The 18,894-nt window shown below is 74.0% G+C and carries 16 protein-coding genes and 2 pseudogenes; 10 read left to right on the top strand and 8 right to left on the bottom strand.

Going from position 1 to position 18,894, the window contains the following annotated elements:
• Nucleotides 1–47: 47 nt before the first annotated feature.
• A complete protein-coding gene (locus ACH4ZX_RS13995; protein ID WP_398271913.1) occupies nucleotides 48–635 on the bottom strand; it encodes a (2Fe-2S)-binding protein in 588 nt (195 codons plus the stop codon).
• The gene (locus ACH4ZX_RS13990) at nucleotides 635–1,525 is read right to left on the bottom strand and encodes an FAD binding domain-containing protein (RefSeq protein WP_398271911.1); all 891 of its coding nucleotides are present in this window, start codon (nucleotides 1,523–1,525) and stop codon (nucleotides 635–637) included. Before ACH4ZX_RS13990 ends, ACH4ZX_RS13995 begins: the two co-directional genes overlap by 1 nt.
• Between ACH4ZX_RS13990 and ACH4ZX_RS13985 the strand changes: the two genes are divergently transcribed.
• The 7 genes from ACH4ZX_RS13985 to ACH4ZX_RS13955 all read left to right on the top strand — a co-directional run bounded on the left by ACH4ZX_RS13985 (nucleotide 1,431) and on the right by ACH4ZX_RS13955 (nucleotide 7,581).
• Nucleotides 1,431–3,629 carry a PucR family transcriptional regulator gene (locus tag ACH4ZX_RS13985; RefSeq protein WP_398271909.1) on the top strand — a complete coding sequence of 733 codons (2,199 nt, stop codon included), beginning with the start codon at nucleotides 1,431–1,433 and terminating at the stop codon, nucleotides 3,627–3,629. The genes ACH4ZX_RS13990 and ACH4ZX_RS13985 overlap by 95 nt on opposite strands.
• A gap of 153 nt (nucleotides 3,630–3,782) precedes the next feature.
• Nucleotides 3,783–4,556 carry a hypothetical protein gene (locus tag ACH4ZX_RS13980; RefSeq protein ID WP_360742693.1) on the top strand — a complete coding sequence of 258 codons (774 nt, stop codon included), beginning with the start codon at nucleotides 3,783–3,785 and terminating at the stop codon, nucleotides 4,554–4,556.
• A gap of 94 nt (nucleotides 4,557–4,650) precedes the next feature.
• Complete coding sequence (locus ACH4ZX_RS13975) at nucleotides 4,651–5,154, top strand: DUF2231 domain-containing protein (RefSeq protein WP_398271907.1); 504 nt, start codon at nucleotides 4,651–4,653, stop codon at nucleotides 5,152–5,154.
• Between the two features lie 211 nt (nucleotides 5,155–5,365).
• Nucleotides 5,366–5,776, top strand: a complete 411-nt coding sequence (locus tag ACH4ZX_RS13970) for a VOC family protein (protein WP_398271905.1) — start codon at nucleotides 5,366–5,368, stop codon at nucleotides 5,774–5,776.
• 77 nt (nucleotides 5,777–5,853) lie between these two features.
• Entirely contained in the window at nucleotides 5,854–6,375 is a 522-nt protein-coding gene (locus tag ACH4ZX_RS13965) for a helix-turn-helix transcriptional regulator (RefSeq protein WP_398271903.1), read from the top strand.
• Complete coding sequence (locus ACH4ZX_RS13960) at nucleotides 6,375–7,043, top strand: glyoxalase (RefSeq protein WP_398271901.1); 669 nt, start codon at nucleotides 6,375–6,377, stop codon at nucleotides 7,041–7,043. The genes ACH4ZX_RS13965 and ACH4ZX_RS13960 overlap by 1 nt, the downstream gene beginning before the upstream one ends.
• A 52-nt stretch (nucleotides 7,044–7,095) precedes the next feature.
• Nucleotides 7,096–7,581: an iron chaperone gene (locus ACH4ZX_RS13955; RefSeq protein ID WP_398271899.1), complete on the top strand. Its 486-nt coding sequence runs from the start codon at nucleotides 7,096–7,098 to the stop codon at nucleotides 7,579–7,581.
• A 250-nt stretch (nucleotides 7,582–7,831) separates the two neighbouring features.
• Here the strand turns inward: ACH4ZX_RS13955 and ACH4ZX_RS13950 are convergent, their stop codons facing one another.
• Nucleotides 7,832–8,743, bottom strand: a complete 912-nt coding sequence (locus ACH4ZX_RS13950; RefSeq protein ID WP_398271897.1) for a GntR family transcriptional regulator — start codon at nucleotides 8,741–8,743, stop codon at nucleotides 7,832–7,834.
• A 157-nt stretch (nucleotides 8,744–8,900) separates the two neighbouring features.
• Here ACH4ZX_RS13950 and ACH4ZX_RS13945 point away from each other — a divergent pair, with 157 nt between their 5' ends.
• Nucleotides 8,901–9,746, top strand: a complete 846-nt coding sequence (locus tag ACH4ZX_RS13945) for a (2Fe-2S)-binding protein (protein ID WP_398271895.1) — start codon at nucleotides 8,901–8,903, stop codon at nucleotides 9,744–9,746.
• Nucleotides 9,747–10,047: 301 nt separating this feature from the next.
• Complete coding sequence (locus ACH4ZX_RS13940; RefSeq protein ID WP_360742672.1) at nucleotides 10,048–11,076, top strand: DUF2637 domain-containing protein; 1,029 nt, start codon at nucleotides 10,048–10,050, stop codon at nucleotides 11,074–11,076.
• 142 nt (nucleotides 11,077–11,218) lie between these two features.
• On the opposite strand, the gene ACH4ZX_RS13935 is transcribed toward ACH4ZX_RS13940, so the two are convergent.
• The 4 genes and pseudogenes from ACH4ZX_RS13935 to ACH4ZX_RS13920 form a co-directional block, all read right to left on the bottom strand.
• Complete coding sequence (locus ACH4ZX_RS13935) at nucleotides 11,219–11,701, bottom strand: ATP-binding protein (RefSeq protein WP_398272130.1); 483 nt, start codon at nucleotides 11,699–11,701, stop codon at nucleotides 11,219–11,221.
• A 350-nt stretch (nucleotides 11,702–12,051) separates the two neighbouring features.
• Nucleotides 12,052–13,793 (bottom strand): annotated as a pseudogene (locus ACH4ZX_RS13930) (pyruvate dehydrogenase).
• Between the two features lie 63 nt (nucleotides 13,794–13,856).
• On the bottom strand, nucleotides 13,857–15,497 hold the full coding sequence (locus ACH4ZX_RS13925; protein WP_398271893.1) for a protein phosphatase 2C domain-containing protein: 1,641 nt from the start codon (nucleotides 15,495–15,497) through the stop codon (nucleotides 13,857–13,859).
• Nucleotides 15,498–15,599: 102 nt separating this feature from the next.
• Nucleotides 15,600–16,997 carry an AlkA N-terminal domain-containing protein gene (locus tag ACH4ZX_RS13920; RefSeq protein ID WP_398272129.1) on the bottom strand — a complete coding sequence of 466 codons (1,398 nt, stop codon included), beginning with the start codon at nucleotides 16,995–16,997 and terminating at the stop codon, nucleotides 15,600–15,602.
• Nucleotides 16,998–17,171: 174 nt separating this feature from the next.
• Between ACH4ZX_RS13920 and ACH4ZX_RS13915 the strand changes: the two are divergent.
• A pseudogene (locus ACH4ZX_RS13915) lies at nucleotides 17,172–17,409 on the top strand (hypothetical protein); the annotation flags it as partial.
• A gap of 47 nt (nucleotides 17,410–17,456) precedes the next feature.
• Here ACH4ZX_RS13915 and rsgA read toward each other — a convergent pair.
• On the bottom strand, nucleotides 17,457–18,557 hold the full coding sequence (gene rsgA, locus ACH4ZX_RS13910) for a ribosome small subunit-dependent GTPase A (RefSeq protein WP_398271891.1): 1,101 nt from the start codon (nucleotides 18,555–18,557) through the stop codon (nucleotides 17,457–17,459).
• Nucleotides 18,558–18,894: the final 337 nt, after the last annotated feature.

The following is an 18,894-nucleotide window of genomic DNA, read 5'->3' as shown; positions in this document are numbered from 1 at the left end:
GTGGTGTCTCCCGTTCGGGCGGTGCCGGACGTGGGGGTGGGCACGGTTCAGGCCCCCTCACTCTGCCGGGCGGCCGCGAGGCGGACCGCGTCCATGATCTTCTCGTAGCCGGTGCACCGGCACAGGTTGCCCGAGAGGGCCTCGCGGATGTCCGCGTCGGTGGGGTCCGGGTTGCGCTCCAGCATCTCGTCGGCGGCGACCAGCAGACCGGGCGTGCAGAAGCCGCACTGGACGGCGCCCGCGTCGAGGAACGCCTGCTGCACGGGCGCGAGACCGGTGCCGCCTCCGGGCTGGGCGACGGTGTCCTCTCCGGCCCTGGACACGCTGTCCCCCGGCTCCCCGGGGCCGGGGGAGGTGCCGTCCGCGCCCGTCTCCCGGGCACGCCGCGCGGCGTACTCCGCCAGGCCCTCCACGGTGACGACCTCGCGGCCCTCGGCCTGGCCGGCGGCGACCAGGCAGGCGCACACCGGCACGCCGTCCAGGCGGATGGTGCACGAGCCGCACTCGCCCTGCTCGCAGGCGTTCTTCGAGCCGGGCAGGCCGAGCCGCTCACGCAGCACGTACAGCAGGGACTCGCCCTCCCACACGTCGTCGGCCTCCTGCGGGCGTCCGTTGACGGTGAAGGTGACGCGCATCAGGCTGCTCCCTCCGTGCCGGCGGCGGTGCAGCGGTACGACTCCCAGGCCCAGGTCAGGGTGCGGCGGGCCATGACGCCGACCGCGTGCCGCCGGTAGTCCGCGGTGCCCCGGACGTCGTCGATCGGGTTGCAGGCGGCGGCGCACAGGTCGGCGAACCGCTTGGCGACCGACGGGGTGATGATCCGGCCGTTGTCCCAGAAGCCGCCCTCCTCCAGGGCGGCGGCCAGGAACTCCTCGGCGGCCTTCGCCCGGACGGGGGTCGGGGCGGCCGAGCCGATGCCGGTGCGGACGGTCCGGGTGCGCGGGTGCAGCGCGAGGCCGAAGGCGCACACGGCGATGACCATCGCGTTGCGGGTGCCGACCTTGGAGTACTGCTGCGGGCCGTCGGCCTTCTTCACGCGCACGCTTCTGATCAGCTCGTCGGGGGCGAGCGCGTTGCGTTTGACCCCGGTGTAGAACTCGTCGACGGGGATCAGCCGGGTGCCGCGCACCGACTCCGCCTCGATCTCCGCGCCGGCCGCCAGCAGGGCGGGGTGGGCGTCGCCGGCCGGGGAGGCCGTGCCCAGGTTGCCGCCGACGCCGCCGCGGTTGCGGATCTGCGGGGAGGCGACCGTGTGCGCGGCGAGGGCGAGTCCCGGCAGCTCGGCGCGCAGATTCTCGATGATCTTGGTGTAGGGGACGGAGGCGCCGAGCCGGACCGTCTCCTCGCCGGTCTCCCACTCGTAGAGGTCGCCGACGCGGCTGAGGTCGAGGAGGTGGTCGGGCCGGCGGTGGTCGAAGTTGATCTCGACCATGACGTCGGTGCCGCCCGCGATCGGCACGGCGGTGGGGTGCTCCGCCTTCGCGGCGAGCGCCTCCTCCCAGCTGGCGGGGCGAAGGAAGTCCATGACGGCCTCTTGTTCGTCTCGGGGGCGTGCGGATCGAGCCGGATCCGGTGCGGCGGGCTGGGCTCGTCATGTGCTGTTGACGCGGAGTGCGGTCAGTACACAGCGCCGTACTCCACCGGGGTCAGTCACGGAAGACATGAAGGAGTTGGCTGGCCACGGGGGTCATCTTGTAGATTCATATGAACAGAGGACCTCAGTAACCTCATCGTCTTCCCACGGAAACGCGGGAAACAACCCGGCCATCGGCCACGCGGCTCGCGCACCGGCTCGCGCCGCGCCCTCCCTGTCCCCTCACGGACCCTCGCAGGTTTCGAGACGAAGATCGGCGGCGACGAGAATGCGGCTGCGCGCACTGCTGGACACCGACGCGCTGGGCCTCAGGCTGCTCGGCGGCGAGGACGAGCTGGACCGCACCGTGCGCGGCGTGATGACCACCGACCTGCGTGACCCCAGCCGCTACCTCTCGGGCGGGGAGCTGGTGCTCACCGGCCTGGCGTGGCGCCGGGACGCGGCCGACTCCGAGCCGTTCGTGCGGATCCTGGTGCAGGCCGGGGTGGCCGCGCTGGCGGCCGGCGAGGCCGAACTGGGGAACGTGCCCGAGGACCTCGTCGTGGCGTGCGCACGGCACCGGCTGCCGCTGTTCGCCGTGCACGAGTCGGTGGCGTTCGCGACGATCACCGAGCACGTCGTGCGGCAGGTGTCCGGCGAGCGTGCCGGGGACCTCGCGGCCGTGGTCGACCGCCACCGCCGGATGATGACCTCGGGACCGGCGGGCGGCGGCCCGGACGTGGTGCTCGACCTGCTCGGCTCCGACCTGGACCTGCGGGCCTGGGTGCTGTCCCCCACCGGCCGGATCGTCGCGGGTCCGAAGACGGCGGCCCCCGCGCTGCCCGCGGACGTCTGCGCCCGGCTGGCGGCCGAGCACCTCGCCGCGTCCCGCACCGGCCGGCGCGGGCCGCACCGGGTGACGCTCGGCCCGGCGACGTACTCGCTGTTCCCCGTGCGCAGCGGCGGCCGCGCCTCGCGCGACGTGCGCGAGACGGTGCTGTCGGACTGGCTGCTGGCCGTCGAGGCGGACGCCGCGGACTGGCCCCCGGAGCGGCTGGACCTGCTCCAGGGCGTCACCCAGCTGATCGCGGTCGAGCGCGACCGGCGGGACGCGGCGCGCACGGTACGGCGCCGACTCGCGCAGGAGGTGCTGGAACTGGTGCAGACGGGCGCGGTGCCCACCGAGATCGCCGCCCGTCTGCGGGTGGCGGCGCCGGTGCTGCTGCCCGGCCTCGGCGCCGCCCCGCACTGGCAGGTCGTGGTGGCGCGGGTGGAGTGGGAGCGGCAGGGCGCCGGGGCTGGAACCGAGCCGGAAGGGGCGGCGGGTTCGGGTTCGGCCTCCTCGGCCTCGGCCGAGGGCGGTGGCGGTGGCGGTGGGCGGCCGGCCGGCGAGATCGAGACCGGTCCGGTCGCCCAGGCGCTGCTGGAGGAGATCCTCGTCGACCCGCTGTCCACGGGCATCGAGCCGTCCGACCGCATCGCCGTGGCCCACGCGGGCGACGAGGCGGTCGCCCTCGTTCCGCTGCCCGCCGTCTCCGCCGAGCACGACGGCTCCGAGACCGGGATCCTCGCCGAGGCGCTCCTGGAGTCCGTACGCGAGCCGCTGTCGGCCGGTCTGGACGACGACGGGCGGGTCACGCTCGGCGTCAGCGCGGCCGTGCACTCGGCGGAGGGCCTGCGCGGCGCGCTGGAGGAGGCGCGGCACGCCCGCCGGGTGGCGGCGGCCCGGCCGGGCCGGGTGTGCGCGGCCGGGCACCAGGAGCTGGCCTCCCACGTCCTGCTGCTCCCCTTCGTCCCCGACGACGTCCGCCGCGCCTTCACCGCCCGCCTGCTGGAACCGCTGCGCGAGTACGACCGCCGCCACCGCGCGGAGCTGATCCCCACCCTGGAGGCGTTCCTCGACTGCGACGGCTCCTGGACGCGTTGCGCGACCCGGCTCCACCTGCACGTCAACACGCTGCGCTACCGGGTGGGGCGGATCGAGCAGTTGACGGGCCGCGACCTGTCGCGACTGGAGGACAAACTCGACTTCTTCCTGGCGCTGCGGATGAGCTGAGGCCGGCGCGGGAAGGAACGTGGTGGCACCAAGTGCCGTCCGCGTCCCACGACTTTGTGAAATCCTTCACCCAGCCCCTTGGCCCGACGTGGTGATTGGTGCTGGAATGCGGCCACCACTCAACAGCTCGATGGCGTGCTCGGGGAGGGCAATGTGGCGTATACCGCCATGTCTGGTAACGGAACGACCGCTGGTGACGATCCCCTCCAGACCGCGGTATGGCGGTTGCGCTCACGCGCCTGCTGGGCCGACGCGGCGGCACTGCTGAGACCGGACACCCCGGCGACCGCGCTGCAGCGGGCGGCACTCATGGTGGAGAAGTGCCTGTACACCGAGCAGGGGTGGGAGGAGGCCGAGGACGCGCTGCGCACGGCCGAGGCGCTCGCGCAGGGCGACGAGGAGCGGGGCGCCGCCGCTTGTGAACGCGGGCAACTTGCGTACGCGGCGACGCTGCACGGAGTGCGCGACCGGGCCGACGAGGCGCGGGCCGCGCTCGGGCGGGCGGCGGCGCTGATCCCGCCGGGGGCGGCGGGGCGGGCGGTGCTGGACTTCCGGCGCGGGCTGCTCGCCGAGAACCTCGCCCGCTCACCGCAGGCCGCCCGTGCGGCGTACCGGCGGGCGCACGCGGGGGCCACCGCGCACGCCGACCCGCTGCTGCTGTCGTTCACCTGGCGGCACCTCGCCGGACTCGCGCTGCGCGACGGGGAGCTGGCGGAGGCGCGGCACGGTTTCGCCGAGTCGCTGCGCATCCGGGAGGAACTGGGCTACCTGGTCGGGACGGCTCCGGCGCTGGCGTCCCTGGCCGACGCGGAGGTGGAACCGGAGGCCTCGCGGCTGCGCGAGGAGGCGCGGCGGCTGTACCGGCTGCTGGGCGGTGTACCGACGTGGCTGGCCCGGCAGCTGGCGCCGCCGGCGGCGACGGCATGACGCACATGCCGGGGCGAAGATGGGACTGAGAGGAACCTGAGAGGTTTCTGTGCCAGTCTGGCGCCGCCCCGAACCCCCCTTGGAGGAACGCCTGATGAGCACCATCAACGGCCTGCCCGCACATGTTCTCCTGGTCCATCTCGTCGTCGTGCTCGTGCCGCTGACGGCCTTGGCGCTCGTGGTGGGCGCCATATGGCCGCAGGCCGCTCGCCGCATGGGCCTGGTGCTGCCGTTGCTGGCCCTGGTGACGCTGGGGAGCGTGCCGCTGGCCACGGAGGCCGGCGAGTGGCTGGAGGAGCGCGTGACCAGCAGCGCCCTCATCCGGCGCCACACCGAGCTGGGCGACGGGCTGCTGCCGTGGGTGGTGGGCCTGTTCGTGCTGGCGGCGGTGATCTGGTGGACGACCCGCCGGACGCCCGCCGAGGGGACCGCGCCCCGCTCCGCGACGATCGTGCGCGTCGCGGCCCTGGTGCTGTCGGTCGTGGTGGCGGCGGGCGCCGTCGTCGACGTCTACCGCATCGGCGACTCCGGCGCGAAGGCCGCCTGGACGGGCGGCTTCTCGAAGTCCGCGACCGATTCGGGCGACGGCGACGACTGACCGCCCCCTCTCCGACGCCGGTCCGCACCTCCCGGTCGGACCGGCGTCGGCATGCCCGCTCCCCCGCACCACCCGGACCCACAGGCCGGGCGAGACCGGGCCCACCCCGGACAGAACCGCGCCCGGCCGGCCGTGCCCGTGAACGTCCGGCGTGTCGGACCGATCAGGAATCGAGAAGCCCGGTTCTCGAAGTCGCTCTAGCCTGATCGCCATGGACATCACCATCCACACCACCTTTCTTCCGCACGACGACCCGGACGCGTCGCTCGCCTTCTACCGCGACGTCCTCGGCTTCGAGGTCCGCAGCGATGTCGGGCAGGGCAGGATGCGCTGGATCACGGTCGGCCCGGCCGGTCAGCCGGGCACGTCGATCCTTCTGGCACCGCCCGCGGCCGATCCCGGCATCACCGAGGACGAGCGCCGCACGATCACCGAGATGATGGCCAAGGGCACCTACGGCTGGATCCTGCTGGCCACCCCGGACCTCGACGCCACGTTCGAGAAGGTGCAGGCCGGTGACACCGAGGTCGTCCAGGAGCCGACCGAGCAGCCGTACGGCGTCCGCGACTGCGCGTTCCGCGACCCCGCGGGCAACCTGGTCCGCATCCAGGAGCTGCGCTGAGCCGTGCGGGCGCCGATACGGCCGTGCGGGCCGGCACCGGGACCGGGACCGGACGGCAGACGAAGGGGAGGGTTCTCATGTGTCGGCCCGAGTGGCGGCATGCACGCGTCCAGGCGCAGCGCCTGGCTGATCTCGCGCGGCTGCGCCGCGTCCGCGACCGGATCGACCGGGAATACGCGCAGCCGCTGAACGTGGAGGAGCTCGCCCGTGATGTGAACATGTCCGCCGGGCACCTGAGCCGGCAGTTCCGGGCCGCCTACGGCGAGTCGCCGTATTCGTACCTGATGACACGTCGCATCGAGCGGGCGACGGCGCTGCTGCGGCGGGGCGACCTCAGCGTGACCGAGGTCTGCTTCGCGGTCGGCTGCGCGTCGCTGGGCACGTTCACCACCCGCTTCACCGAGCTGGTCGGCATGCCGCCCGGGGCCTTCCGGCGCCAGGCGGCGGATGCGGCGGCCGACCATGCCGATGCCGCGGGCACGGCCCGCGACGCGGGACCGGCGATCACGGTGGAGGGGATGCCGGCGTGCGTGGCGAAGCAGGTCTCGAGACCGGTCAGGAATCGAGAAGCCCCGGCGGCCGCGCGGCCCCTAGCGTGATGGTCATGGCAACCACCACTTCCACCGCCGCCGGCACGTTGTCCCTCGCGTCCGTCACCCTCGAGGTGGCCGACCCCGAGGCGGCCCGCCGCTTCTACCGCGCGTTCGGCGTGGACACGTACGTACGCCTGCGGGCGTCCGAGGCGCACTCCACCGGATTCCGCGGCTTCACCCTGGCGCTCACGGTGTCCCGGCCGGCCACCGTCGACAGCTTCGTCGGCGCCGCCGTGGACGCCGGCGCCACGGTGCTGAGGCCCGCCGCGAAGTCGCTGTGGGGCTACGGCGGCCTCGTCCAGGCCCCGGACGGGACGATCTGGAAGATCGCGACCTCGGCGAAGAAGGACACCGGCCCCGCCGCCCGCGAGATCGACGAGGTCGTCCTGCTGCTCGGCGTCGAGGACGTGAAAGCCACCAAGCAGTTCTACGTCGGCCGGGGCCTGACCGTGGCCAAGAGCTTCGGCGGCAAGTACGCCGAGTTCGCCCCCGGCCGGTACAGCCCCGTCAAGCTGGCGCTGTACAAGCGCCGCGGCCTGGCCAAGGACCTCGGCGTCCCCGCCGACGGCACCGGCTCGCACCGCATCGTCCTCGGCAGCACCGACGGCGCCTTCACCGACCCGGACGGATTCGTCTGGGAGGCCGCCGCGCCGCTCACCCCCACGCCGTCCTGACCCCCGGCCCCGCACTCCCGCCCCGCCCGGCCCCGTACGAGAGGAACGCGCCATGCCGTCCACGAAGTCGTCCGCCGAGGACTCCGGCACGCCCACCGAGAAGTACAGCGGATTCACCGCCGAGGAGCGGGCCGCGATGAAGGAGCACGCACGCGAGGAGAGGAAGGCCGCGGCGCGGCGCGGTTCGTCCCGGGCGGAGAAGGAGGCGGCGGCGGAGCGGGACGTGCTCGCGAAGATCGCCGAGATGCCGGAGGCGGACCGCGTCCTCGCCGAGCGGATCCACGAGATCGTCAGGACCGCCGCTCCGGACCTCGCGCCCAAGCTCTGGTACGGGATGCCCGCGTACGCCAGGGACGGCAAGGTCGTCTGCCACTTCCAGAGCGCGGAGAAGTTCAAGTCGAGGTACGCCACGCTCGGCTTCAGCGACCAGGCGGCACTCGACGACGGCTCCATGTGGCCGACCGCCTACGCCGTGCGGGAGCTGACCGCGGCCGACGAAGAGCGCATCAGCGCGCTTGTCAGGAGGGCGGTGGCCTGAGGCCGGCCGGGGCAGGACGCCGGAGCGGGACTGCCGCCCGGGCAGCGCGGGCGCGGGACTGCCGCCCGGGCAGCGCGGGCGCGGGACTGCCGCCCGGGCAGCGCGGGCGCGGGTCCTGCTCGGCGTCGCGGCGGACGGTGCCCCGGTCCGGCGGACGGTGCCCCGGTCCGGCGGACGGTGCCCCGGTCCGGCGGACGGGGGGAAGGTCCGCCCCCGGGCACGCCCGGTGGCGGGCGTGGGCGCGACGCGTTCAGGGGTGGCGTGGCCGGGTGGGTGACGGGGCGGCGAAGTGGTCGCTCACCACGGTTGCCACCACGTCCGGATCGCCGGCGATCAACGCGTCGAGCAGCGCCGTGTGCTGCGCCGCGTCGGCGAGCAGTTCGGCGCGGACGCGGGGCGTCGGAGGGCCGCCGAGCGGCCACTGGACGCGGCGGTGCAGGTCGTCGGCGATCCGGAGGAGCTGCTCGTTGCCGGACAGGGCCAGCACCGCCCGGTGGAACGCCCGGTCCGACTCGGCGTACGCGGCACGGCAGCCGGAGGAGGCCGCGCGGACGGTCGCCTCGGCGAGCGGCCGCAGCTCGGCCCACCGCTCGACGAGCACCGTACGGGCCAGCCGCGTTATCACCGGCACCTCGATCAGCGCCCGTATCTCGGCCAGTTCGGCCAGTTCCCTGGCCCCCCGCTCGACCACCCGGAAGCCGCGGTTGGGCACCACCTCGACGGCGCCCTCGGTCGCGAGCTGCTGCATGGCCTCCCGCACGGGCGTCGCGGAGACCCCGAACCGTTCGCCGAGCGCGGGTGCCGAGTACACCTCGCCGGGCGTCAGCTCGCCCGTGACCAGCGCGGTGCGCAGCGCGTCGAGGATCTGCCCGCGCACGGAGGCCCGCTGGACGACCGGGCGGGAGCGCGGCGGCGGCGTCTCACCGTGCGTGTGCTCGCCCCGGGCGGCCGCGCATCCGGCCCCGGCCGCGCCCCCCTGGGACCGGTCCCGACTCCGGTCCCGACCCCGACCCCGACCCCGGTCCCGGTCCCGGTCCCGGTCCCGGTCCCGGTCCCGGTCCACGTCCGCGGCCGCCGGCTGCGGCGGCACCCGGACCCCGCCGACGCCGGAGCCGGTTCCCGGAACACCCGTCTCCGCGGAGCCCCGCGCTCTTCGGCTCACCGGGTCCTCCTCCGGACGTTTCGGTACTTGGGGTCATTACGGCGAGTTGTCACTCGCCCGTCAAGCACCATAGGCGCACAGGCCGTCAGTTCAAATTGCGATTCCGACAGGTAAGGTAAGGCTTACCTTCTAACCGTTTCCCGATCGGTGGTCCCGCATGCCCGTGCAGCAGTCGCCCCTCACGGACGCGTACACCCGTCTGACCGAGGCCTTCCCCGGATTCGCCGTCCGGGAGCTGGGCCCGGGCGAAGAAGCCCCCCGCGGCGGCGGATGGGTCGCCGCCGCCGCGCTGGCGGCGGGCGGCGCCGAACTCGACGCGTTCCTGGCCTGGGACGACGCCCAGGTGCGGCGCGACTACGGCCGCCCGGCACGCCCCGACGTCCTGGCGAGCTTCGGCCTGCACCGGTACGCCTGGCCCGCCTGCCTGCTGATCACCGTCCCCTGGTTCCTGCACCGCAGGGTGCCCCGCTTCCCCGTGACGCACGTCTCGTACGACCGCACCGCGCCCGGCCTCTCCGTGGGCCGCATGGCGGTGCGCCCGGCCGGCTTCGCCTGCCTGCCGGACGACCCGGCGGCCGCCCTGCCCGGCGCGCGGGTGGTGACCGGCGAGGAGGAGCTGCGGGACCAGGTGCGGGCCGCGGTGGCCGAACACCTGGAACCCGTCCTCGCCGGGTTCGGTCCGCGCATGCGGCGGCGCGGCCGGGCCCTGTGGGGCGCGGCGACCGACGAGGTCGTCGAGGGCCTCTGGTACGTCGCCCACCTGCTCGGCGAACAGGAGCGGGCACGGCGGGAGCTGGAGGCGCTGCTGCCGGGCGCGACCCGCCCGTACGTCGGCTCGGCGGCGTTCCGGGAACTGACCGGACCGGACGGCGAGTCGCTGCCGACCCGGGACCGGGCGAGCTGCTGCATGTTCTACACCGTGCGCCCCGAGGACACCTGCGCCACCTGCCCGCGCACCTGCGACGCCGACCGGGTCACCAGGCTGCTCGCCGCGACGAGTTGAGGGACCCTCGGGTACAAACGCGCCGGGCGTCCCGTAAGATCAGCCGCGAACGGGACCGCCCCACGGTTACAGGTGATTCACAACTTCCTCACTCGCCGCAGGAACTTTCCGTGGAACCACTCGTACGGGTAGTCTTATTCGAACTCAACTCCCGCCCCTCAAGCGGCAGTTCGAGCAGAACGCCGCCCTGGGCACTCCCTTGCGCTTCCTTGGCGGCCTCTTGCCCCGAAACCCCATGAGGGCCGGCGGGAGTGGGCCACTATGGCGGGCGTTACGCCCTATCCCAATGCAAGGGACCCTGATGAGACTGACCGACATATCGCTGAACTGGCTGCTTCCGGGCGCCGTACTGCTCCTGGGCATGCTGGTGGCGGTGGCGGTGCTCACGCGCAGCAAGCGGTCCGGGGAGCACGCGAAAGCAGAGGACTCGTGGGAGCGCAGCGAGGAGCGCCGCCGGCGCAAGGAGGCCATATACGGCACCGCCTCCTACGTCCTGCTGTTCTGCTGTGCGGCGGTGGCCGCCGCGCTCTCCTTCCACGGACTGGTCGGCTTCGGCGAGCAGAACCTCGGCCTCTCCGGAGGCTGGGAGTACCTGGTGCCGTTCGGCCTGGACGGTGCGGCCATGTTCTGCTCCGTCCTCGCGGTGCGTGAGGCCAGCCACGGTGACGCGGCCCTCGGCTCCCGGATACTCGTATGGACGTTCGCGGGCGCCGCTGCCTGGTTCAACTGGGTGCACGCGCCCAGGGGCATCGGCCACGACGGCGCCCCGCAGTTCTTCTCCGGCATGTCCCTCTCGGCGGCCGTCCTCTTCGACCGCGCGCTGAAGCAGACGCGCCGGGCCGCGCTGCGCGAGCAGGGCCTGGTGCCGCGTCCGCTGCCGCAGATCCGCATCGTCCGCTGGCTGCGCGCCCCCCGCGAGACCTACAAGGCCTGGTCGCTCATGCTCCTGGAGGGCGTGCGCAGCCTCGACGAGGCCGTCGAGGAGGTCCGCGAGGACAAGCGGCAGAAGGAGGAGAACCGGCTGCGGCGGCGTGAGGCCGACCGCCTGGAGCGCGCCCAGCTCAAGGCCATCAGCCGGGGCCACCGCGGCTTCGTGGGCCGAGGCGGACGACAGGTCGAGGCGCTGGAGCCCGCCTCGGCCTCTACGGAGCCTGCCCTATCGGCGCCGGAGCCCTTGCCCGTACGCGCCAGGCCCTCGCTGCAGCCCGTCCGCAAGGGCGGTACTGAACCGGTCACCGTCGACCTCACCGCGGAGGACGACACAATGGCCCTGCCTCGCCTCGACTCCCTTGAGCGCAAGCTGAAGGACCTCGAGCAGCAGTTCGGCTAGCAGCGGTTCGGCCGAGCACGGCCGCATGGGAAGGGGGCGTGACCTTCGGGTCACGCCCCCTTCCCTTTGTCGCGTCCCTTTCCCTTGGTCACGTCCGCTTCCCGTTGTTCACGTCCACTGCCCGTTCAGGCCGCCCTCCCGTTCAGGCCGCCTCCGCCGCCAGTTCGAACCACACCGACTTGCCCACGCCGTGCGCCCGTACGCCCCACGCGTCGGCGAGGGACTGCACCAGGACCAGGCCCCGGCCGTTCGTGCCCTCGTTTCGGTCCGGCAGCCGCATCCGGGGCCTGCGGGCGGCGAAGTCCCGTACCTCCACCCGCAGTCCGCAGGGTCCGACGGTGGCCGTCAGGACCGCGTCGCGGTCGGTGTGGACCAGTGCGTTGGTGACGAGTTCGCTGGTGAGCAGCTCCGCTATGTCGGACCGCCCGGGTCTGCCCCACTGCCGCAGCAGTTCCCGCAGGGCTCTGCGCGTCTCGGGGACCGCCTTCAGGTCCGCGTGCCCGAGTCTGCGCCGGAGCCGGGACGGCTCCGCGTCTTCCGCGCGGCCGTCGGCCGCCTCCTGAGCCGTCCTGATCGAGGATGCCCCGACCGTCGTGGAACCGCCCCCTCGCGCCTGCCTCTTCATGTCCCCCGCCCGCGTGCCGAGTCCGGTCCCCTCCTGGTCGAACACGTTCACGGAATCCATGCCCGATCGGGCAGACGGCAGTCATGCCGGCCGCCTGACGGTGGGGTATCCGGCCGCGGAGGCGGGGATTTCGGACACGGGGACGACGCCGGGGGCGGCGACGTCCGGGCCGCCGCGGAGACCGCCGCCGGCCCGGGGCGGCGGCCGCCCCGGGGACTGAGCAGACGGAGCGGGCGCCGCAGGAGGCCGGAACGTCTCCCGGCCGGATCCCGGCGCCCGCGTCACCGTCCTCCTGCGGCCGGCGAAACTGGCCGGAATTCATCGCCGGGAACGGCGTCCGCCGGACGGCGTCAGGGGCGCGGGATATTGCGGAGGTTGGAGCGGGCCATCTGGACCATGCGGCCCACACCCCCGTCCAGCACCATCTTCGACGCCGACAGGGCGAAGCCGGTCACCATCTCGGCGCTGACCTTGGGCGGGATGGACAGCGCGTTGGGGTCGGTGACGACGTCGACGAGGGCGGGTCCCTTGTGCCGGAAAGCGTCCTTCAGCGCGCCCGCGAGTTCCCTGGGCTTCTCCACGCGCACACCGTGGGCGCCGCAGGCGCGGGCGACGGCCGCGAAGTCGGGGTTCTTGGCGGTGGTGCCGTAGGAGGGCAGCCCGGCGACCAGCATCTCCAGCTCCACCATTCCCAGCGAGGAGTTGTTGAACAGGACCACCTTCACCGGCAGGTCGTACTGCACCAGGGTCAGGAAGTCTCCCATCAGCATGGAGAATCCGCCGTCCCCCGACATCGACACCACCTGCCGGCCGCGGTCGGTGAACTGGGCCCCGATCGCCATCGGCAGCGCGTTCGCCATCGATCCGTGGGTGAAGGAACCGATGATGCGGCGGCGGCCGTTGGGCGAGACGTAGCGGGCGGCCCAGACATTGCACATGCCGGTGTCCACGGTGAACACCGCGTCCTGGTCGGCCACTTCGTCGAGGACGGCGGCCACGTACTCGGGGTGGACGGGCACGTGCCGTTCGACCTTGCGGGTGTAGGCCTTCACCACGCCTTCCAGCGCGTCCGCGTGCTTCTTCAGCATCCGGTCCAGGAAGCGCCGGTCGGTCTTCTCCCGCACCCGCGGGAGAAGACAGCGCAGCGTCTCCCGGACGTCGCCCCACACCGCGAGGTCCAGCTTCGAGCGCCGGCCGAGGTGTTCGGGCCGGACGTCGATCTGGGCGATCTGCACGTCGTCGGGCAGGAAGGCGTTGTACGGGAAGTCGGTGCCGAGCAGGATCAGCAGATCGCACTCGTGGGTGGCCTCGTAGGCGGCGCCGTAGCCGAGCAGGCCGCTCATGCCGACGTCGTACAGGTTGTCGTACTGGATCCACTCCTTGCCGCGCAGCGCGTGCCCGACCGGGGACTTGATCTTCCCGGCGAACTCCATGACCTCGGCGTGCGCGCCCGCCGTGCCGCTGCCGCAGAAGAGCGTGACCTTCCGGGCCCGGTCGATCATGTCGACGAGCCGGTCGATCTCGGCGTCGCCGGGGCGGACCGAGGGCCGGGCGGTCACCAGGGCGGTCTCGGCGGGCTTGTCCGGGGCGGGTTCCGCGGCGACGTCGCCGGGCAGGGTGACGACGCTGACGCCGGACCGGCCGACCGCGTTCTGGATGGCGGTCTGCAGCAGGCGCGGCATCTGCTTGGGGCTGGAGACCATCTCGCTGTAGTGGCTGCACTCGCGGAACAACTGCTCGGGGTGGGTCTCCTGGAAGTAGCCCAGTCCGATCTCGCTGGAGGGGATGTGCGAGGCGAGGGCGGGCACCGGGGCCATGGAACGGTGGGCGTCGTAGAGGCCGTTGATGAGGTGGAGGTTCCCGGGGCCGCAGGAGCCGGCGCGGGCGGTCAGCCTTCCGGTGATCTGGGCCTCCGCCCCGGCGGCGAAGGCGGCGGTCTCCTCGTGGCGGACGTGCACCCAGTCGATGGCGGCGTTGCGGCGCACCGCGTCGACGACCGGGGTGAGGCTGTCGCAGACGACTCCGTAGAGGCGTTGCACACCGGCGCGAGCGAGGATGTCGACGAACTGTTCGGCATGTTCTGCTTGGCCATGGTGCTCTCATGCCCCTTCGGTCTCCGAGGATCCCCGCGTCCATGAATTCACCGCCGGGGCGCTCACGCCTCCCAGACGGCCGCCGCCGTGCGGTCGTCGGCGTAGCCCTTGACCCTGACCTGGGTGTCGGCGAGGAAGGCGGCGAGACCGGGCGGGTTGGACCCGGACCACCGGCCCGTGAGATAGCGGCACAGGTCGGGTTCGCCGCGCAGCGGCTCCGCGAGTCCGTCGGTGCACAACAGGAGCGTGTCACCGGGGCGGGCGAGGGAGGCGCGGAAGCGGAAGGGTTCGCGGGGCGGCTGCGGGGCGGGCTCGTACGGGCTCGGCGGGGTGGGGATGCCGAGGTCCATGGTGAGCCGGTCGCCCTCGGGCGTCTCGGCGGGCAACGAGCCGAAGCCGACGACCGGTTCGCCGCTGACCTCCGTGACACGCGGCTCGATGTCCTGCCACTCGCCGTCCCGGAGCCGGAACAGGCCGCCCGCGCCGACTCCGAAGAACACGCGGATACGGCAGTCGGGGTCGGCGGGGAGCAGCAGACAGCGCAGGGTGGCCGAGTACTCGTCCGGTTCGACGCCCTGTTCGGCGGCGCCGGCGCGGAGCTTGCCGAGGCTGCGGTCGGTGAGACGGTGCAGGCCGGACTTCAGGTCACCGCGCCGGGCGGCCCGGATGTCCTCGGCGAGCCGGGCGTGACTGCGGCCGACGGCGCGGGCGATCCAGCGGCAGGCGTCGGCGGCCGCCCGGTGCGCCTCCGGGGCGGCGCGGGCGCCGGTCGCCATCGCGACCAGGATCAGGGCCTCGGCTCCGGTGCCGAAACGGGCGGTGAGGAGGGCGTCCCGGCGCGGCTCGCCCCGGTAGCGCGCGGAGTCGCCGCGCAGCGAGACCGCGCGCAGGGTGCAGGCGCCGTACCGCGCGCCGTCCAGCACGGTGTCCGGTACCAGGGCGTCCAGTTCGTCGGGGTCGGCGGTCGGCAGGGCGGTCGGCTCGGGGTCGTAGGTGGGCGGGCCGGAACCGACGTGGTCGACGGGGTGCGGGGGGACGGCGGGGACGACCGGGGCGTGCGGCGGGGTCCCCGGGGCCGGCGGGGCCACTGAGGGTGGCGTCGGGGCGAGGGGGGCGCCCGGACGGGTGCCGTGCGGGGCACCGGCCCTGCCGGAGGAAAAGAAACCGGCTTCGGGGGCGGGAGGGGCGGTCCCGGGAGCGCGGGGATCCGCCTCGGGAGCGTGGGGTCCCGCCTCGGGAGCGCGGGGATCCGTCTCGGGGGCAGGGGGGCCGAACGTGCCCGCGCCGTGCGAAGTGGCGCGCTGCGGCGGGAACGCCGTCGGCCCGGGCGGCGCGGCGGGCGAGGGCTCCCACCCGGCGCGCTGGTCCCCGGCCCCGGCCCCGGCGCCCGGTGGAGTACCCGGCCTCGGGGGCACCCCCGGCCGCGGCGGAGTCCCCGGCTGCGGGGGCATCCCGGACTGCGGGGGCGTACCCGGCCGTGGAGGCGTATCGGGCGCCCCGGACCGCTGCAGGGGAACCCTCTCCCCATCCCCCTCCGCGTCGTGCACGCCGGCGCCGCCCCCCACCGTGCCCGCCGCGGAGGCGAACCGGTCGTCCAGGGAGTCGGGCGCGGCCGTGGGGCCCGTGTCCTGGGTCGATTCCTCGTACAACTGCCGCCACCAGTCGTCCTCGTGACCGGTGGGCCTTCCCCCCTGCTGGCTCATGCCCTCAATTGTCCACCGCACGGGCCCCGTGAAAACGGGGCATCGGGAAAATCCGCATCCCCCGCGCCGGCCCGCCGCGCTGCCGCGGTACCGGGAGCCCTGTCAGGGCGCCAGACCGGCGGCTCGCAGGTGCTGCGCGGCGTAGGAGCGCCAGGGGCGCCAGCTGTCGGGGACGTCCAGGCCGGGCGGGGCTACGTCCGGGTCGCCCAGGGCACGGGTGCGGATCACGGCGACCGTACGGGCGTCCATGGCGGGCAGGGCGAGCAGCGCCGCCTGCGCGTCGTCGCGGTCGGCGCCCGCGTCCAGGTGTACGGCGCCGTCGGCGAGGGCGGCGGCGAGCGCGCCCAGGATGCCGTCCGGCTCGGCCTCCGCGAGGACGGCCGGTTCGGGGAAGAGGTGGGTGAGGCTGCCGCTGGGCGCGTCCAGTGCCTTGCCGTACCGCCGCACCAGGTGCGCGGCCGCTGTCCGCCCCACCAGGGCCCGTACCGCGAGCTCCTCCGGGTCGGCGGCGCCGGGCGACCTGAGCCCCGGGCGGGCGGCTACCAGCGGGGCGAGCCGCTCGTCGGCGCCGAGCCGCTCGTCGACGGCGTACGGGTCGGCGTCCAGGTCGAACAGCCGCCGCAGCCGCTGCACGGCGGTGGTCAGGTCGCGGGGGTCGGTGAGGTGCAGGCGGGCGTCCAGCCAACCGCCCGGGTGGGCGGCCGAGCCGGACACCGGGCCGCCGGCGCGTTCGTCGACGGCGGCGATGCCGGTGCCGTGCGGGAGGCGGAGGGTACGGCGGTACGTGCGCCGCCCCGGTGTCCCGCTCACCTCCTCGACGCCGGGCACGGCCTCGCGCTCCAGCAGGTCGAAGACGGCGCCGGACCGGTACGGGCCCCGGTGGGCGAGCCGCAGCGGTATCGCGCCCGCCGGGACGGCAGCGCGCCGCGCGGTCCGGCCGCCGTGCGGCGCGGCCTCCCGCAGCCCGCTGGGCGTCGAGGCGTAGACGGCGCGCATCGTGTCGTTGAACTGCCGCACGCTGGCGAACCCGGACGCGAACGCTATCTCGGTGACCGGCAGGCCGGTGGTCTGCAGCAGCACGCGCGCGGTGTGCGCCCGCTGGGCGCGGGCGAGGGCGACGGGCCCGGCGCCGAGTTCGGCGGTGAGCTGCCGCTGCACCTGCCGGGCGCTGTAGCCGAGCCGGGCGGCGAGACCGGCGACGCCCTCCCGGTCGACGACGCCGTCGCCGATCAAGCGCATGGCGCGCCCCACCACGTCGGCGCGTGCGTTCCAGTCGGCCGAGCCGGGCACGGCGTCCGGCCGGCACCGGCGGCAGGCCCGGAACCCCGAGCGCTGCGCGGCGGCGGCCGTCGCGAAGAACCGGACGTTGCGCCGCTTCGGCGTCACCGCCGGGCAGCTGGGCCGGCAGTAGATGCCGGTGGTCTCGACGGCGAAGAAGAACTCCCCGTCGAACCGGGCGTCCCGGCTGCGCACCGCCTCGTACCTGGCGTCCTCGTCCATCATGGTGTCCAGTCTCGGCGCCTTCGGTACCGCACGGCCAGCGGAAATCGGACGTCACGTTCTCAGCGCTCCCGTCGCGGATCCGCCGTGGCGGCGGGCAGTTCCACGGTGACGCGGATCCCGCCGGCGGCGCGCGTGCTACCGCTGTCGGACACCCGGCCGGTCGGCGTCAGCTTTGCGACGGCCCAGCGGGACAGAGGCGTGCGTGCACTCGGCGAGGCGGTCGCCGCCGAGCGGAACGCGCGGGTGGTGCTGCCCGGCGACCTGAACGGCACCACCGACGACCGCGCGTTCGCCGGCCTCACCACACGGGTCCGCTCGGCCCAGGTCGTGGCCGGGGAAGGCCTCGGCTTCGATTCGCGCTCTGCCCGCCACCGGCAGCGATCATCTGCCGGTGGCGGCCGGAATCAGCCGGTGGCGGCCGGAATCAGCCGGTGAGGGCCGAGGGCGGGCGCGGCCTCACCGCCGGTGTCCCCGCTTCGCCTCCATCGCCGCCCTCCCCTCGGCGCCCCGGCGCTTCCACTCGCGGCGCAGTTCGGCGCGGACGCGGGCGTCGGTCTTGGCCACGATCCACTGGTTCTCCCGCATCAGCTTGCGGTAGCTGTCCAGCCGCCGGGCGGGAAGCTCACCGCTGTCCACGGCGGAGCGCACCGCGCAGCCCGGTTCGGCCTCGTGCGCGCAGTCGTGGAAGCGGCACCGTTCGGCGAGTGCCTCGATCTCGGTGAAGACCTGCCCGACCCCGCCGCCGGCGTCCCAGAGCCCGACGCCCCGAAGCCCCGGGGTGTCGATGAGGACGCCGCCGCCGGGCAGCGCGAGCAGGTTGCGGGTGGTGGTGGTGTGCCGTCCCTTGCCGTCGACGTCCCGGGTCGCCTGGACCTCCATCACGTCGGCGCCGAGGAGCGCGTTGGCGAGGGTGGACTTGCCGGCGCCGGACTGGCCGAGCAGCACGGAGGTGCCGCCGGAGACGGTGGCGACGAGGATGTCGAGGCCGTCCCCGTCCAGGGCGCTGACCGCCAGCACGGGCACGCCGGGCGCCGACAGTTCCACGTCCTGCACGAGGTGGGCGCGGGTGACCGGGTCGGGCACCAGGTCGGCCTTGGTCAGCACGACGAGCGGCTGCGCCCCGGACTCCCAGGCCAGGGCGAGGAACCGCTCGATGCGGCCGAGGTCGAGTTCGGCGGCGAGCGACACGGCGACGATCGCGTGGTCGACGTTGGCGGCGAGGATCTGTCCCTCGGACCGCTTGGAGGAGGTGGAGCGCACGAACGCGGTACGGCGCGGCAGGTACGTCCGCACGTAGCGCGGGTCGCCCGCGGGTTCCACGGCGACCCAGTCGCCGGTGCATACGACCTTCATCGGATCGCGCGGAACGACGAATTCGGTGTCCGCCCGGATCACACCGTCCGGAGTGGCCACATCGCACAGCCCCCGGTCAACCCGGAGCACCCGGCCTGGCACCAGACCCTGCGCGACGTACGAGGAGAACTCGGCCTCCCAGCCGTCGTCCCAGCCGAAGCGGGCAAGCGGGTGCGAGGAAGCCGAACGAGGAGAGAGGTTCAAGGGAAACCCTTCAAAGGGCAGCCCCCGGCACCACGCATCACAGGCGCGGAAGAAGAGAGATGTGTCAGCCGGAGGCCACGGAGGTGAACTGAACGAACGACTGAATGCGGGCAAGGCCCATCACGGAAACAGCCATCGGTCACCTCCCAGTTCCTCGGCTCAGGGGCAGTGGACATAATCACTGCCTGATCACTCCCACACCATACGGCGACACCGATCCGACCGCCACCGGTTTTCCCGCCCGAGGGCCGACGCCGGTTCGTCCATCAGCCGAGGCGCCTGCCCGGGGTCGATCACCGAGGGCGCATCGGCACAGGATGCACCATCGGCCCACGGC

This window comes from Streptomyces sp. NPDC020490 (genome assembly GCF_044335305.1).
Lineage (GTDB): Bacteria > Actinomycetota > Actinomycetes > Streptomycetales > Streptomycetaceae > Streptomyces.
The sequence above is the reverse complement of the archived record's forward strand: the minus strand, read 5'-3'. Positions and strand labels throughout refer to the sequence as shown.

Coding starts and splice junctions, on each gene's coding strand:
- ACH4ZX_RS13995 (WP_398271913.1), bottom strand. CDS start 635: ATGCGCGTCACCTTCACCGTCAACGGACGCCCGCAGGAGGCCGACGAC.
- ACH4ZX_RS13985 (WP_398271909.1), top strand. CDS start 1,431: ATGACGTCGGTGCCGCCCGCGATCGGCACGGCGGTGGGGTGCTCCGCC.
- ACH4ZX_RS13990 (WP_398271911.1), bottom strand. CDS start 1,525: ATGGACTTCCTTCGCCCCGCCAGCTGGGAGGAGGCGCTCGCCGCGAAG.
- ACH4ZX_RS13975 (WP_398271907.1), top strand. CDS start 4,651: ATGAGCACCATCAACGGCCTGCCCGCACATGTTCTCCTGGTCCATCTC.
- ACH4ZX_RS13970 (WP_398271905.1), top strand. CDS start 5,366: ATGGACATCACCATCCACACCACCTTTCTTCCGCACGACGACCCGGAC.
- ACH4ZX_RS13965 (WP_398271903.1), top strand. CDS start 5,854: ATGTGTCGGCCCGAGTGGCGGCATGCACGCGTCCAGGCGCAGCGCCTG.
- ACH4ZX_RS13960 (WP_398271901.1), top strand. CDS start 6,375: ATGGTCATGGCAACCACCACTTCCACCGCCGCCGGCACGTTGTCCCTC.
- ACH4ZX_RS13955 (WP_398271899.1), top strand. CDS start 7,096: ATGCCGTCCACGAAGTCGTCCGCCGAGGACTCCGGCACGCCCACCGAG.
- ACH4ZX_RS13945 (WP_398271895.1), top strand. CDS start 8,901: ATGCCCGTGCAGCAGTCGCCCCTCACGGACGCGTACACCCGTCTGACC.
- ACH4ZX_RS13940 (WP_360742672.1), top strand. CDS start 10,048: ATGAGACTGACCGACATATCGCTGAACTGGCTGCTTCCGGGCGCCGTA.
- ACH4ZX_RS13935 (WP_398272130.1), bottom strand. CDS start 11,701: ATGAAGAGGCAGGCGCGAGGGGGCGGTTCCACGACGGTCGGGGCATCC.
- ACH4ZX_RS13925 (WP_398271893.1), bottom strand. CDS start 15,497: ATGAGCCAGCAGGGGGGAAGGCCCACCGGTCACGAGGACGACTGGTGG.
- ACH4ZX_RS13920 (WP_398272129.1), bottom strand. CDS start 16,997: ATGGACGAGGACGCCAGGTACGAGGCGGTGCGCAGCCGGGACGCCCGG.